Source organism: Micromonospora sp. NPDC005707 (assembly GCF_040631005.1).
Taxonomy (GTDB): domain Bacteria; phylum Actinomycetota; class Actinomycetes; order Mycobacteriales; family Micromonosporaceae; genus Micromonospora.
Genome location: NZ_JBEXYR010000023.1, coordinates 1 through 14,513 on the forward strand (window position 1 = coordinate 1; position 14,513 = coordinate 14,513).

The following is a 14,513-nucleotide window of genomic DNA, read 5'->3' on the forward strand; positions in this document are numbered from 1 at the left end:
CCGACGGCAACACCCACTCCTTCGAGGGTGGCCACTACATCAGCGTCGTCGGCTACCAGGACGACGGCCACACCGTGACCATCGCCGACAGCGCCAACCCGAACACCGCGTCCTACCGGATCAGCGTGGACAACCTCGCCGACTGGATCGCCACCCGCGGCTACAGCGCCTCCTGACCGGCTATCCGCTGACAGGAGCGAGCACGAAGGGCCGGCCCCCACAAGGGGCCGGCCCTTCGTCGTGTCTCAGGAGCGGTGTCTCAGGACTCCGCGAGTACGGCGAGGATCCCCTCGCCGTACTTGGCCAGCTTGTTGTCGCCGACGCCGCTGATCCGGGACAGCTCGGCCAGGGAGGTCGGCGCCTCGGTGGCGATCTGCCGGAGGGTGGCGTCGTGGAAGATCACGTACGCGGGGACGCCCTGTTCCTTGGCGGTGGCCGCCCGCCAGGCGCGGAGCCGCTCGAACACCGGGAGGGCGGCCGGGGCGAGGTCGGCCACCACGGTGGCCGCGCCGCGGGGCTTGGCGGACCGGCCGGACGCCGGGCGCTCCGGCTCCCGCCGCATGGTGACCGTGCGCCGGCGGCCCAGCACCTCGGCGCTCGCCTCGGTGAGGGCCAGCGTGCCGTAGTCGCCCTCGACGGCGAGCAGGCCCTCGGCGAGCAGTTGCCGCACGACGCCCCGCCACTCTGCCTCGCGCAGGTCGGTGCCGATGCCGAAGGTGCTCAGCGCGTCGTGGCCGTGCTGGTCGATCTTGTCGGTGCGCTTGCCGAGCAGGATGTCCACGCAGTGCCCGGCGCCGAACCGCTGGTTGCGTTCGCGGTCGAGCCGGTAGACGGTGGAGAGCAGCTTCTGCGCGGCGACCGTGCCGTCCCAGGACTCCGGCGGCTCCAGGCAGGTGTCGCAGTTGCCGCAGTTGGCGGTGCCGCCCTCGCCGAAGTATTCGAGGAGCTGCGCACGGCGGCAGCGGACCGTCTCGCAGAGCGCCAGCATGGCGTCGAGATGGGTGGCCAGGTTGCGCCGGTGGGCCAGGTCGCCCTCCGACGTCTCGATCATCTTGCGCTGCTGCACGACGTCCTGGAGCCCGTACGCGAGCCAGGCCGTCGACGGCAGCCCGTCCCGCCCGGCGCGGCCGGTCTCCTGGTAGTAGCCCTCCACCGACTTGGGCAGGTCGAGGTGGGCGACGAAGCGGACGTCGGGCTTGTCGATGCCCATGCCGAAGGCGATGGTGGCGACCATGACGAGGCCGTCCTCGCGCAGGAAGCGCTGCTGGTTGGTCGCCCTGGTCGCCGCGTCGAGCCCGGCGTGGTAGGGCAGCGCCGCGATGCCGTTGGCGACGAGGAAGTCGGCGGTCTTCTCCACCGAGGCGCGGGACAGGCAGTAGACGATGCCGGCGTCGCCCGGGTGCTCGTCGCGCAGCAGTGCGAGCAGCTGCTTGCGCGGCTCCCGCTTGGGCACGATCCGGTACTGGATGTTGGGCCGGTCGAAGCTGGCCACGAAGTGCCGGGCGTCGGTGAGGTTGAGCCGGGTGGCGATCTCCGTGCGGGTGGCCTGGGTGGCGGTGGCGGTCAGCGCGATCCGGGGCACCCCCGGCCAGCGCTCGTGCAGCATCGACAGGTTGAGGTAGTCGGGGCGGAAATCGTGCCCCCACTGCGAGACGCAGTGCGCCTCGTCGATCGCGAAGAGCCCGATCCGCCCGCGCTCCAGCAGGGCGACGGTGGTGCGCGTCGCCAGCGCCTCCGGGGCGAGGTAGAGCAGGTCGAGCTCGCCCGCGAGGAAAGCCGCCTCGACCCGGCGCCGCTCGGCGAGGTCCTGGGTCGAGTTGAGGAACCCGGCCCGGACCCCGACCGCGGTGAGCGCGTCGACCTGGTCCTGCATGAGCGCGATCAGCGGCGACACGACCACCGCCACGCCGTCGCGGACCAGCGCCGGGATCTGGTAGCAGAGCGACTTGCCGCCCCCGGTCGGCATCAGCACCAGCGCGTCGCCGCCGGCCACCACGTGCTCGACGACCTCGTGCTGGAAGCCGCGGAAGGCGTCGTAGCCGAACACCCGGCGCAGCACCCGCAGCGCGTCCTCGGTCCGCTCATCGGTGGGGGAGACCATCCGCGCAGTCTACGAGCGCCCGCCGACACCACCCCGCCCGAACGGCGTGTGGCGGCAGCCGGGCCGCCGGGAAGCGGCAGCCGAGCCTCCCGAAACCGGCAACCCGACCCGGGCGAGGGCGGCAGCCGGACCTCGACAAAACGGACAAGCGCCTGTTCCGGTCGTCACCCCGTGGAATCCCGGGCGGGGTCGCAGCCGTTAGAGTCGCTGACTGACCACGCGCGGCCGACCGGCCGCGGCGCCACGGCTGGGGGTACGGGTGAGCGAGGCGCGGACGGCGGGAGACCTGGTGCCGACCAACGCGGAGACAGCTCTCGGGCGGCCGGCGCCGGCCGAGGCGGACACCACCCTGGTGGTGGTGACCGGCCTGTCCGGCGGTGGCCGCAGCACGGTGGCCCGGGCCCTGGAGAACGTCGGCTACTACGTGGTGGACAACCTGCCCCAGGCGCTGATGCTGGACATGGCCGAGCTGGCCTTCAAGGCCGGCGGCGCGGCCCGGCGTACGGCGATGGTGCTGGACGTCCGCTCGCGGGCCTTCTCCACCGACCTGGCCGGGGCGATCCGGGAGCTGCGCGAGCGCGGCTTCCAGCCCCGGGTGGTCTTCGTCGACGCCGACGACGAGGTGCTGATCCGCCGGTTCGAGAGCGTCCGCCGCTCGCACCCGCTGCAGGGCGACGGGCGGCTGGCCGACGGGATCGCCGTCGAGCGGGCGTTGCTGGAGGAGGCCCGGGACCAGGCCGACGTGATCATCGACACCAGCCACCTGAACGTGAACCAGCTCCGCCGCCGGGTCGAGGAGCTGTTCGGCGGGGAGGACTCCCGCCGGCTGCGGATCACCGTGCTCTCGTTCGGCTTCAAGTACGGCCTGCCGCCGGACGCCGACTTCGTGATGGACGCGCGGTTCCTGCCGAACCCCTACTGGGTACCGGAGCTGCGTGAGCACACCGGGCGCGAGGAGGCGGTGAGCGCGTACGTGCTGGGTCAGGAGGGCGCGGACGCCTTCGTGGCCGGGTACGCGGACCTGGTCAACGCCACCACCGCCGGTTTCGAGCGGGAGGGCAAGCGCTACCTGACCGTGGCCGTCGGCTGCACCGGTGGCAAGCACCGGAGCGTGGCGATCGCCGAGGAGCTGGCCGCCCGGCTGCGCCGCTCTGGCATCGCCGCCAACCCCCAGCACCGGGATCTGGGGCGCGAATGACCCCGACCAGGGTGGTCGCCTTCGGCGGCGGGCACGGGCTGTCGGCGTCGTTGCGGGCGCTGCGGCACTGCGTACCCGGACTGGATCTGGACATCACCGCGGTGGTCACGGTCGGCGACGACGGCGGCTCCAGCGGGCGGCTGCGCGCGGAGCGCGGCGGCCTGCCGCCGGGCGACCTGCGGCAGGCGCTCGTCGCGCTGGCCGGCGACCACCCGGCCACCCGGCGCAGCGCGGCGCTGTTCCAGCACCGCTTCGCCGCCGCCGGGGGCGGGCGGGACGGTGCCGATTCGCTCGCCGGCCACGCGGTCGGCAACCTGCTGCTGCACGGGCTGACCGAGCTGCTGGGGGACCCGGTGGTCGCGCTCGACCACGCGGGCGCGATGCTCGGCGCGGTCGGCCGGGTGCTGCCGATGTCGCGGCAGCCGGTCGGCATCGAGGCCCGGGTACGCGGCGCCGACCCGGACCGCCCGGACGAGGTCCGCACGGTGCGCGGCCAGCACCAGGTGGCGGTCACCTCCGGCACGGTCGAGTCGCTGCGGCTCACGCCGGCGGCGCCGGCCGCCTGCGCCGAGGCGGTGACCGCGGTCCGCGCCGCCGACTGGTTGATCTTCGGGCCGGGCAGCTGGTACACCAGTGTGCTGCCGCACCTGCTGGTCCCCGGCCTGGCCGACGCGATCGTCTCCAGCCCGGCCCGTCGGCTGGTCACTCTCAACCTGGTGGCGGAGAAGGAGACGCTCGGGTTGTCCCTGCCCGACCATCTGGACACCCTCCGGCGCTATCTGCCCGAGTTGAAAGTGGACATGGTGCTGGCCGACTTGAAGGCGGTGGGTGATCCCGTGGCGGTCGAACGTGCGGCAGAATCGCTGGGTGCCCGGCTGGTCCTCGCTCCCGTCGCCGTCACCGACGGCACACCCCGTCATGATCCGGCCGCCCTGGGCGCCGCGTTGGTGCCTGTCCTGGGCGCCGATCGTTAGACACGTACGTAATCACCGGCGACACGCCGGAACCCGGTCCGTGAGGGGGCGCGCAACATGGCGATGACGGCTGCGGTCAAGGACGAGCTGAGTCGGGTCGACGTGCCCAAGCCCTGCTGTCGGCGGGCGGAGATGGCTGCCCTGCTCCGGTTCGCCGGTGGGCTGCACATCGTGTCGGGTCGCGTCGTGGTCGAGGCGGAGCTCGACACCGGTGCGGTGGCCCGGCGGCTCCGCCGGGAGATCGCTGAGGTCTACGGCTACCCGAGCGAGATCCACGTGCTCGCCTCGGGCGGCCTGCGCAAGGGCAGCCACTTCATCGTGCGGGTGGTGAAGGACGGCGAGGCCCTCGCCCGGCAGACCGGCCTGCTGGACGTCCGGGGCCGGCCGGTGCGTGGCCTGCCCCCGCACGTGGTGGCCGCCAACGTGTGCTGCGCGGTCTCGGCCTGGCGGGGCGCGTTCATGGCGCACGGCTCGCTCACCGAGCCGGGCCGGTCCAGCGCGTTGGAGATCACCTGCCCCGGCCCGGAGTCCGCGCTGGCCCTGGTCGGCGCGGCCCGCCGGATCGGCATCAGCGCCAAGAACCGCGAGGTGCGCGGGGTGGACCGGGTGGTGGTCAAGGACGGCGACGCGATCGCCGCGCTGCTCACCCGGATCGGCGCCCACTCCAGCGTGCTGGCCTGGGAGGAGCGGCGGGTGCGCCGCGAGGTGCGGGCGACCGCCAACCGGCTGGCCAACTTCGACGACGCCAATCTGCGCCGCTCGGCCCGCGCCGCGGTGGCGGCCGCCGCCCGCGTCACCCGCGCGCTGGAGATCCTCGCCGACGACGCCCCCAACCACCTGACCTCGGCCGGCCAGCTGCGGCTGGAGCACCGGCAGGCCTCCCTGGAGGAACTGGGCGCGCTGGCCGAGCCGCCGCTGACCAAGGACGCGATCGCCGGCCGGATCCGCCGGCTGCTCGCGCTCGCCGACAAGCGGGCCCGCGACCTGGGCATCCCGGATACCGAAGCGGCCGTCACGCCCGACATGCTCGTGGTCTGATAGGACCGGTGAGGCGTCGGGCTGCGAAGGGGATCACCACCCGCCGCAGCGCGGCGGCGCGCGCTCGGATAAGGTCGCTGCGTACGGCAAGGGGGCCGGCAAAGGCACCCCTCGCCGTGCTCACCGCCTCGGGCGGTCTGGTCTCCTGGGACCGCGGCGGGGTGGCCGAGATGAACCGTCAACGGCCGGCTCCACCGGTCGGCGAACAATCTCCGCCGGCCGGGGTTCGACGCCGGCGGACCAGAACGCGAGGAGATGGGACCTGTGACCATCCGGGTTGGCATCAACGGCTTCGGCCGGATCGGCCGCAACTTCTTCCGGGCAGTGCTGGCGTCCGGCGCTGACATCGAGGTCGTGGCGGTCAACGACCTGACCGACAACGCGACGCTCGCCCACCTTGTCAAGTACGACAGCATCCTGGGCCGCCTTCCGCACGAGGTGAAGGCCACCGCCGACGAGATCACCGTGGGCGGCAAGACCATCAAGGCGTACGCCGAGAAGGACCCGGCCAAGCTGCCGTGGGGCGAGGTCGGCGCCGACGTCGTCATCGAGTCCACCGGTTTCTTCACCGACGCCACCAAGGCGAAGGCGCACGTCGACGGCGGGGCCAAGAAGGTCATCATCTCCGCCCCGGCGAAGAACGAGGACGTCACCGTGGTCATGGGCGTCAACCAGGACCAGTACGACCCGGCCAAGCACACGATCATCTCGAACGCCTCCTGCACCACCAACTGCCTCGCCCCGATGGCCAAGGTGCTGCACGACACGTTCGGCATCCAGCAGGGTCTGATGACGACCATCCACGCGTACACGCAGGACCAGAACCTGCAGGACGCGCCGCACAAGGACCTGCGCCGGGCCCGGGCCGCCGCGCTCAACATCGTGCCGACCTCGACGGGCGCCGCGAAGGCGATCGGCCTGGTCCTGCCGGACCTCAAGGGCAAGCTGGACGGCTACGCGCTGCGCGTGCCGATCCCGACCGGCTCCGTCACCGACCTGACCGTCACGGTCGGCCGGGAGACCACGGTGGACGAGGTCAACGCCGCGCTGAAGGCCGCCGCGGACGGCCCGCTCAAGGGCATCCTGATTTACAACGACGATGCGATCGTCTCCTCGGACATCGTCACCGACCCGGCGTCGTGCATCTTCGACGCGCCGCTGACCAAGGTGATCGGCAACCAGGTCAAGGTCGTCGGCTGGTACGACAACGAGTGGGGCTACTCGAACCGCCTGGTCGACCTGGTCAAGCTGGTGGGTTCGTCGCTGTGAGCATCCGCAACCTCGACGACCTGCTCGGCGAGGGGGTGTCGGGTCGGCGCGTGCTGGTGCGCGCCGACCTGAACGTCCCGCTCGACAAGCAGACCGGTGAGATCACGGACGACGGCCGCATCCGGGCCGTGCTGCCGACGCTGAGCGCGCTGGTCCAGGCCGGCGCCAAGGTGGTCGTCTGCTCGCACCTGGGCCGCCCGAAGGGCGCTCCGGACCCGCAGTTCAGCCTCCGCCCGGTCGCCGGGCGGCTCGGCGAGCTGCTCGGCGCGCCGGTGCGCTTCGCCGAGGACACCGTCGGCGACTCGGCCCGCGCCTGCGTGGAGGGCCTGGCCGACGGCCAGGTCGCCCTGCTGGAGAACCTACGCTTCAACAAGGGTGAGACCAGCAAGGACGACGCCGAGCGGGGCGCCTTCGCCGACCAGCTCGCGGCCTTCGGCGACGCGTACGTGGACGACGCCTTCGGCGCCGTGCACCGCAAGCACGCCAGCGTCCACGACGTGCCGGCCCGGCTGCCGCACGTCGCCGGCCGCCTCGTGCTGCGCGAGGTGGAGGTGCTCAGCAAGCTCACCGGCGACCCGGAGCGGCCGTACGTGGTGGTGCTGGGCGGCTCCAAGGTCTCCGACAAGCTGGCCGTGATCGAGGCGCTGCTGCCCACGGTCGACCGGCTGCTCATCGGCGGCGGGATGTGCTTCACCTTCCTCAAGGCCCAGGGCCACGAGGTGGGCACCTCGCTGTTGGAGGCGGAGATGGTCGAGACCTGCCGCAACCTGCTGGAGCGCTCCGGCGGCAAGATCATGCTCCCGGTCGACGTGGTGGCCGCGGACGCGTTCGCGCCCGACGCCGCCCATGACACCGTGCCGGCCGACGGCATCCCGAGCCACCGGCTGGGGCTGGACATCGGTCCCGAGACGGTGGCCGGCTTCGCCGCCGCGCTGTCCCAGGCGAAGACGATCTTCTGGAACGGCCCGATGGGCGTGTTCGAGATGGCCGCGTTCGCGAACGGCACCCGGGGCGTCGCCGAGGCGATCACCAAGACCGACGCGTTCAGCGTGGTGGGCGGCGGTGACTCGGCCGCGGCGGTGCGGGCGCTCGGCCTGGACGAGTCCTCGTTCGGCCACATCTCCACCGGCGGCGGCGCCTCCCTGGAATACCTCGAGGGCAAGACCCTCCCCGGCATCGCGGCCCTGGAGAACTGAATGGCGAGCACCCCCCGCCGGCCGCTGATGGCCGGCAACTGGAAGATGAACCTGAACCACCTCGAGGCCAACCTGCTGATCCAGAAGCTGGCCGCGAGCCTCACCGAGAAGCAGCTCACCGAGGTCGAGACGGTGGTCCTGCCGCCCTTCACCGACCTGCGCACCGTGCAGACCGCGGTGGACGGCGACAAGCTGCTGATCGGCTACGGCGCGCAGGACCTGTCGCCGTTCCAGTCGGGCGCGTACACCGGGGACATCTCCGGTGCGATGCTCGCCAAGCTGGGTTGCACCTACGTGGTGGTCGGCCACTCCGAGCGGCGGCAGTACCACCACGAGGACGACGCCCTGGTCAACGCCAAGGTGGCCGCCGCGCTGGCGAACGGGCTCACCCCGATCCTCTGCATCGGCGAGGGGCTGGAGATCCGCGAGCAGCTCCTGCACGTGCCGCACTGCTGCGACCAGCTCGACGGCGCGCTGAAGGGGCTCACGGCGGAGCAGGTGACCAAGGTCGTCGTGGCGTACGAGCCGGTCTGGGCGATCGGCACCGGCAAGACGGCGACCCCGGAGGACGCCCAGGAGGTCTGCGGCGAGGTGCGCAAGCGCCTGGTGGAGACCTTCGGCCAGGACACCGCGGACCAGGTCCGGATCCTCTACGGCGGGTCGGTGAAGTCGTCGAACGTGGCGGCGACAATGGCCCAGCCGGACGTGGACGGGGCCCTGGTCGGGGGCGCCAGCCTGGACGCCGAGGAATTCGCGCAGATCTGCCGGTTCCCGGAGCACATCGCCCGCTGATCGCTCGCTATCCTTGACGCTGCCCGCCCACCGGCCGGTGCCGCTGTGCCCGTCAGGACCGGGCAGTGATCGCAACGAGAGGATTGACCCCCGCCATGCCGATCTGGTTCGCCTACACGATGATCACGTTGTTGGTCATCACGAGCATCCTGCTCACCCTGCTGATCCTCCTGCACCGCGGTAAGGGCGGCGGGTTGTCGAGCATGTTCGGCGGCGGCGTCAGCTCCAGCCTGGCCGGTTCCTCCGTGGCCGAGAAGAACCTCGACCGCTACACCGTTCTGGTGGGGATCATCTGGTTCGCGTGCATCGTCGGGATCGGGCTCTGGCTCCGGCTCCAGACGGGCAGCGGCGCCTGAGCGAGCGCTCCGAGTCGTACAATCTGCGCGCGGTCCGTGACGGACCGCGCGCAGATTGTTTCTCCGCGCGTCGCCCGCCGCCCACCCCCGTAAGCGGCGGTCCCCTCCGACGACAGGAGCGAGCAGCCGTGTCCAGTGGCAACGTCATCCGCGGCACCCGGATCGGGTCCGCCCCCGAGCGGTTCGAGCAGCGCATCGAGCCGGCGCCCCGCCGGCCGGTCACCTACTGGTGCGCCAACGCCCACCGCGTCCAGTTCCTCATCGCCGCCGAGGCGGAGGCCCCGGAGACCTGGGACTGCCCGCGCTGCGGCGAGCCGGCCGGCCCCGATCCGGGCAACCCGCCCGGCCCGGCCCGGGCCGAGCCCTACAAGACCCACCTGGCGTACGTGCAGGAGCGGCGCACCCCGGAGCAGGGCGAGGCGCTGCTCGCCGAGGCCCTGGAGACGTTGCGCCGGCGGCGCGGCAGGGCCTGAGCACGCGGGAGCCCCGACCCGCCCGGGCCGGGGCTCCGCCGTCGTTCAGCGCAGGCTGCGCAGCCGGGGCGGCACGTCGGCCGCCGCGGCCCGGTCCAGCAGCCAGAGCGTCCGGGACACCCCGCGCACGCCGGCCGCCGGCAGCTGCACCGGCCCGGCACCGGCCAGGGCCATCCCGACCGCCCGGGCCTTGTCCGCCCCGGCGGCCACGAGCCAGACCTCCTCGGCCGTGTTGATCGTCGGGAGGGTCAGCGTGGTGCGCACCGGCGGCGGCTTGGGGCTGCCGCGTACCGCGCTGACCGGGCGGTTGTCGTGGTGCACCGGGTGCTCCGGGAAGACCGAGGCGACGTGCCCGTCCTCGCCGACGCCGAGCATCAGCACGTCGAAGTGGGGGAGTGCGGCGGTCCCCGGCCGGGCGGCCCGGGCCAGCTCCCGCGCGTACCCGGCGGCGGCCGCCTCCGGGTCGTTGCCGGCGGGCCCGTCCGATGCCGGCATCGGGTGGATGCGGGCCGGGTCCAGCGGGACCACGTCCAGCAGCGCCGCCCGGGCCTGGGTCTCGTTGCGCTCGGGGTCGCCGGCCGGCAGGAACCGCTCGTCGCCCCACCAGACGTCGACCCGGGACCAGTCGACGGCGTCGCGGGCCGGCAGCTGCGCCACCGCCCGGTACACCGCCGCGGCGATCCGGCCGCCGGTCAGCACCACCGACGCCTGGCCGCGCTCGGCCTGCGCGTCGAGCAGCTTCACCACCAACCGGGCCGCCACCGCCTGCGCCAGCAGGTCGGGGTCGGCGTGTACGGCGACACTCGCCTCACTCATTCATCGTGCCTTCGTCCTCGGACCGCCCCGCGGCGGTCACCTGTGCGGTCCGACCGCCGAGCGGTCCGCGCGTCCCGCTCACTCGTTGGCGGTCGCGCCGGCGTGCGCGGTGACCCCGGCCTCGGCCCGCTTTGCGGTCGCCGGATCCTTCCACACGTGCACCCGCTGGGGGACACGCTGGTCGAGCGCGGTCAGCCCGGCGGTCGCGCCGAGCGCCTCGGCGTAGACCTGGTCGGCGTCGAGCCGGCGCAGCTCCTCGGCCAGCTCGTCGCCGAGCGGGCGCCGGACCAGCGGCAGCGTCCGGTCCTCCTGGCCGCTGCGCCGGAAGATGGCCATGTTGTCGTCGCGGGTCAGCATCAGCTCGTCGCCGTTGGCGCAGCGCAACTGCACCTCGCGCATCCGGGGGAACTTGTCGGTGTGCTCCCAGACCGGGTCGATGCCCAGCCGGGCGGTCAGCCAGCCGCGCATGAGCGCGGCCGTCGGGTCGGTGCGCGGCGCCACCACGGTCGCCTCGGTGACCCGGGCCTGCGTGGTGTCGAACGCCCCGGCCACGAGGGTGCGCCACGGGGTGATCCGGGTCCAGGCCAGGTCGGTGTCGCCGGGTGCGTAGTCCGCGGCCCGCTGCCGCAACGCGGCGATCGGGTCGGCGGCCTGCGCCGCGTCGGTGATCCGCCGGTCGGCCACCACACCGAGGAAGTCGGTCGCGATCTCCTCCGGCGGCTCGCCGTGCCACCAGGTCACCACCGGCACGTCCGGCACCAGCAGCGGCATCACCACCGACTCGGCGTGCAGCGCGAGCCGGCCGTACATCCGGGTCACCACGGCCTCGCAGGGGCCGAGCCGGCCGCCGACGACGATCTCCGCGTCCAGCCGGTTGCGGTCCCGATCGACGTCGGAGCGCACCACCACGAGCAGCCGGCACGGGTGGGCGGCGGCCGCGATGGTCGCCGCCGCCTCGGCCTCCCGGACGCGCTTCTCGTCGACCACCACGATCAGCGTGAGCGCCATGCCGCTGGCCACCCCGCCCGCGCTGCGCCGCTCGGCGGCGAGCGCCTTGACCACCTCGTTCCCGGTGGTGTCCCACAGCCCGATCATGCTCTCCTCCAGGACCGGCCCTCGCTGGCCAGCATCTCGTCGGCGGCCCGAGGGCCCCACTCGCCGGCCCGGTACGGCTCCGGCTTGGTGCCCGCCCAGGCGTGCTCCAGCGGGTCCACCACCTGCCAGCTCTGCTCCACCTCGGCGGCGTCCGGGAACAGCGTCCGGTCACCGATGAGCACGTCCAGCACCAGCCGCTCGTACGCCTCGGGGCTGGACTCGGTGAACGCCTCGCCGTACTGGAAGTCCATGGCGATGTCGCGGACCTCCATGGTCGTGCCCGGCACCTTGGAGCCGAACTTCAGCACCACGCCCTCGTCGGGCTGGACCCGGATGACGAGCTGGTTGGGGCCGAGCGACTCCATGTCGGCGGCGTCGAACGGCAGGTGCGGCGCCGTCTTGAACACGATGGCCACCTCGGTGACCCGCCGGGGCAGCCGCTTGCCGGCCCGGATGTAGAACGGCACCCCGGCCCAGCGGCGGTTCTGGATGCCCAGCTTCACGGCCACGTACGTCTCGGTGGTGGAGTCCGCCGGGACGCCCTCCTCGTCGAGGTAGCCGACGGCGCGTTCGCCGCCCACCCAGCCGGGCAGGTACTGGCCGCGGACGGTGTCCCGGGAGACGTCCTTCGGCACCGTGATGGCCCTGAGCACCTTGAGCTTCTCGGTGCGGATCTCGTCGGCGTCGAAGCTGGTCGGCTCCTCCATGGCCACCAGGGCGAGCAGCTGGAGCAGGTGGTTCTGGAGCACGTCCCGGGCGGTGCCGACGGAGTCGTAGAAGGCGGCCCGGGTGCCGATGCCGACGTCCTCGGCCATGGTGATCTGCACCGAGTCGACGTACTTGGAGTTCCACAGCGGCTCGAACAGGTTGTTGGCGAACCGCAGGGCCAGGATGTTCTGGACCGTCTCCTTGCCCAGGTAGTGGTCGATCCGGAACACGTCCTGCCGCGTGAAGACGTCGTCGACCAGGTCGTTGAGCGACTTCGCCGAGGGCAGGTCGTTGCCGAACGGCTTCTCCACCACCACCCGGCGCCAGCCGCCGGACTTGGCGTTGTCCGCCATGCCGGTGCGGGCGAGCTGCTTGAGCACCACGGGGAACGCCGCCGGGGGGATGGAGAAGTAGAAGGCGGCGTTGCCCGGGATGCCGTGGGTGTCGCGCAGCTCGTCGAGGGTGGCGGCGAGGTGGTCGAAGGCCGCGTCGTCGTCGAACGAGCCGCCGACGAACTTGATGTTTCCGGCGAGCCGGGCCCAGACCTCTTCCCGCCACGGGGTGCGGGCGTGCTTCTTGGCCGCGTCGTGGGCCAGCGACTCGAAGTCGCCGTCGCCCCAGTCGCGCCTGGCGAAGCCCAGGACCACGAAACCGGGCGGCAGCAGCCCCCGGTTCGCCAGGTCGTAGACCGCCGGCAGGAGCTTCTTTTTGGCCAGGTCGCCGGTCACCCCGAAGATCACCAGAGCGCACGGCTCCGGGATCCGCGGCAGCCGGCGGTCCTGAGGATCGCGCAGCGGGTTCATGCCGCCTCCTCGCTCCGCCGATGTCACGTCGTTCATCGTCACGTCAGTGTCCGTCCGGCCGCATCCAGTAGCTGGGCGACGCCCGCCGCCCGCTCGGTCAGGTGCAGGCGCAGCACCGGTCGCCCGCGACCGGCGAGGGCCCGCCGGTCGCCGGCGGCCTGGGCCGCCTGAAGGTCTCCGAAGGTGTACGGGCGGCCGGGCACCGGCAGGTCGTCGGTGACCGCGCCGGTCACCTGGAGGTGACTGCCGGCCCGTGGGCCGCCCTTGTGGTACTGCCCGGTGGAGTGGAGGCACCGCGGCCCCCACCCGAAGGTGACCGGGCGCGTGACCGCCCGCGCCAGCAGCGGGCGCAGCCCCGCCACCGCCGCGTCGCCCGACCGGTCGAGGTAGGCGGTCACCGCCAGGTAGCCGTCGTCGGCCAGCCCGGCGAGCAGCCAGCGCAGCGCGCCGGCCAGGTCGGCGGGGGCCCCGGCCGGGGCGTACACCTCGATCGCGCCCTCGGTGGCCGAGGGCGGCTCCGCCGGCGTGCCGGCGGCGAGCAGCCGCGCGGTGTGCTCCGCGCTCTCGGCGACGTCCGGCTGGTCGAACGGGTCGACGTCGAGCACGGCGGCGGCGAGCGCGGTGGCGTACTCCCAGGTGAGGAACTGGGCACCGAGCGGACCGTTGACCGCCACGTCGGCGGGGCCGGGCACGGCGCCCGGGCCGAGGGAGCCGCCGTAGCCGACGGTCAGCACGTCCGGGCCGGTGGCGCCGGGGGCGTCCGGGGATTCGACCACGACCGGGAGGATGCCCCGGCCGGCCTTGCCGGTGGACTCGGCGAGCAGTTGCTCGGCCCAGTCGCCCAGCCCGTCGAGCCCCGTGCCGTCGGACACCAGCGCGACGGTGTCCCGGCCGCTGGTGGCCGCCGCGGCGAGCGCCGCCCCGAGGGCCAGGCCCGGGTTGTCCCGGTCCCGGTCGAGCACGCCGGCGAGGGCCTCGGCGTCGTCCAGCAGGTCGGCGACCGGCGCGCCGGCCAGCGCCGCGGGGACCAGCCCCAACGCGGTGAGCGCCGAGTACCGGTCGCCCACCTCCGGGTCGGACGGGATCACCACCACGCCCAGCTCGTCGGCGACCGCCTCCAGCGGCGAGCCGGGGTCGGTGACCACCACGAAATGCCGGGCCGTCTCCGCCTCGGTCAGCCCGGCGTCCAGGAACGCCTGCCAGTAGGCCCGCCGGATGCCGTCGGTCTCCACCGTGGCGCCGGACCGGCCGGCGACCACCACGACGGTACGGTCCAGCCGGTCGGTCAGGGCCGCGCGGACCTCGCCGGGGTCGGTGCCGTCCAGCACGGTCAGCGGCCGGCCGAGGGTCCGGGCGACCACCTCCGGGGCGAGCGAGGAGCCGCCCGTCCCGGCCAGGACCACGTGGTCCAGGTCCGCCAGCTCCTCGGTCAGCTCGGCGAGCTGGGGGAGCAGCTCCCGGGACCGCGCGTGGGCGTCCAGCCAGCCCAGCCGCGCCCGGGCCGCCGCCTCGGCCGCCGGACCCCAGAGCGTCGGGTCCTTGGCGGCGAGCCGGGCGGGGAGATCCGCGGCGACCAGCGCGGCCCGCACGGACGCGGGCGCGGACCCGTCGACCGCGTCCGCGCCGTGCACGGCCAACCCGGCGGCGATGTCCGCCCGGCCGGCCAGCAGGTCGCTCACCTCACCACCCCGTCC

At 73.5% G+C, this 14,513-nt stretch carries 13 protein-coding genes and 1 pseudogene; 9 read left to right on the top strand and 5 right to left on the bottom strand.

All coding sequences use genetic code 11. From position 1 onward, the window contains the following. Window positions 1-176: pseudogene (locus ABZ452_RS30170) on the top strand (phytochelatin synthase); the annotation flags it as partial. 83 nt (window positions 177-259) lie between these two features. Here ABZ452_RS30170 and recQ read toward each other — a convergent pair. Then, window positions 260-2,101: a DNA helicase RecQ gene (gene recQ / locus ABZ452_RS30175; RefSeq protein ID WP_357950115.1), complete on the bottom strand. Its 1,842-nt coding sequence runs from the start codon at window positions 2,099-2,101 to the stop codon at window positions 260-262. A gap of 289 nt (window positions 2,102-2,390) precedes the next feature. Here recQ and rapZ point away from each other — a divergent pair, with 289 nt between their 5' ends. The 8 genes from rapZ to ABZ452_RS30215 all read left to right on the top strand — a co-directional run bounded on the left by rapZ (window position 2,391) and on the right by ABZ452_RS30215 (window position 9,397). Next, window positions 2,391-3,299 carry an RNase adapter RapZ gene (rapZ, locus tag ABZ452_RS30180; protein WP_151461987.1) on the top strand — a complete coding sequence of 303 codons (909 nt, stop codon included), beginning with the start codon at window positions 2,391-2,393 and terminating at the stop codon, window positions 3,297-3,299. Next, window positions 3,296-4,273, top strand: a complete 978-nt coding sequence (gene yvcK, locus ABZ452_RS30185; protein WP_357950118.1) for a uridine diphosphate-N-acetylglucosamine-binding protein YvcK — start codon at window positions 3,296-3,298, stop codon at window positions 4,271-4,273. Before rapZ ends, yvcK begins: the two co-directional genes overlap by 4 nt. A gap of 57 nt (window positions 4,274-4,330) precedes the next feature. Beyond that, a complete protein-coding gene (gene whiA, locus ABZ452_RS30190) occupies window positions 4,331-5,311 on the top strand; it encodes a DNA-binding protein WhiA (RefSeq protein WP_357950121.1) in 981 nt (326 codons plus the stop codon). 264 nt (window positions 5,312-5,575) lie between these two features. Next, window positions 5,576-6,580, top strand: coding sequence for a type I glyceraldehyde-3-phosphate dehydrogenase (gene gap / locus ABZ452_RS30195; protein WP_357950123.1), 1,005 nt, complete (start codon window positions 5,576-5,578; stop codon window positions 6,578-6,580). Continuing rightward, entirely contained in the window at window positions 6,577-7,776 is a 1,200-nt protein-coding gene (locus tag ABZ452_RS30200) for a phosphoglycerate kinase (RefSeq protein WP_357950126.1), read from the top strand. The genes gap and ABZ452_RS30200 overlap by 4 nt, the downstream gene beginning before the upstream one ends. Next, window positions 7,777-8,568, top strand: coding sequence for a triose-phosphate isomerase (tpiA, locus tag ABZ452_RS30205; protein WP_357950129.1), 792 nt, complete (start codon window positions 7,777-7,779; stop codon window positions 8,566-8,568). A 95-nt stretch (window positions 8,569-8,663) separates the two neighbouring features. After that, window positions 8,664-8,924: a preprotein translocase subunit SecG gene (secG, locus tag ABZ452_RS30210; protein ID WP_313719348.1), complete on the top strand. Its 261-nt coding sequence runs from the start codon at window positions 8,664-8,666 to the stop codon at window positions 8,922-8,924. A 128-nt stretch (window positions 8,925-9,052) separates the two neighbouring features. Further along, window positions 9,053-9,397, top strand: coding sequence for an RNA polymerase-binding protein RbpA (locus ABZ452_RS30215; protein WP_357950132.1), 345 nt, complete (start codon window positions 9,053-9,055; stop codon window positions 9,395-9,397). 45 nt (window positions 9,398-9,442) lie between these two features. Here the strand turns inward: ABZ452_RS30215 and pgl are convergent, their stop codons facing one another. The 4 genes from pgl to ABZ452_RS30235 all read right to left on the bottom strand — a co-directional run bounded on the left by pgl (window position 9,443) and on the right by ABZ452_RS30235 (window position 14,498). Next, window positions 9,443-10,213, bottom strand: coding sequence for a 6-phosphogluconolactonase (gene pgl / locus ABZ452_RS30220; protein ID WP_357950134.1), 771 nt, complete (start codon window positions 10,211-10,213; stop codon window positions 9,443-9,445). A gap of 78 nt (window positions 10,214-10,291) precedes the next feature. Continuing rightward, complete coding sequence (locus ABZ452_RS30225) at window positions 10,292-11,308, bottom strand: glucose-6-phosphate dehydrogenase assembly protein OpcA (RefSeq protein ID WP_357950136.1); 1,017 nt, start codon at window positions 11,306-11,308, stop codon at window positions 10,292-10,294. Continuing rightward, a complete protein-coding gene (gene zwf / locus ABZ452_RS30230) occupies window positions 11,305-12,819 on the bottom strand; it encodes a glucose-6-phosphate dehydrogenase (RefSeq protein ID WP_357950138.1) in 1,515 nt (504 codons plus the stop codon). Before zwf ends, ABZ452_RS30225 begins: the two co-directional genes overlap by 4 nt. Before the next feature lie 38 nt (window positions 12,820-12,857). Further along, entirely contained in the window at window positions 12,858-14,498 is a 1,641-nt protein-coding gene (locus ABZ452_RS30235; RefSeq protein WP_357950141.1) for a glucose-6-phosphate isomerase, read from the bottom strand. Window positions 14,499-14,513 lie beyond the last annotated feature (15 nt).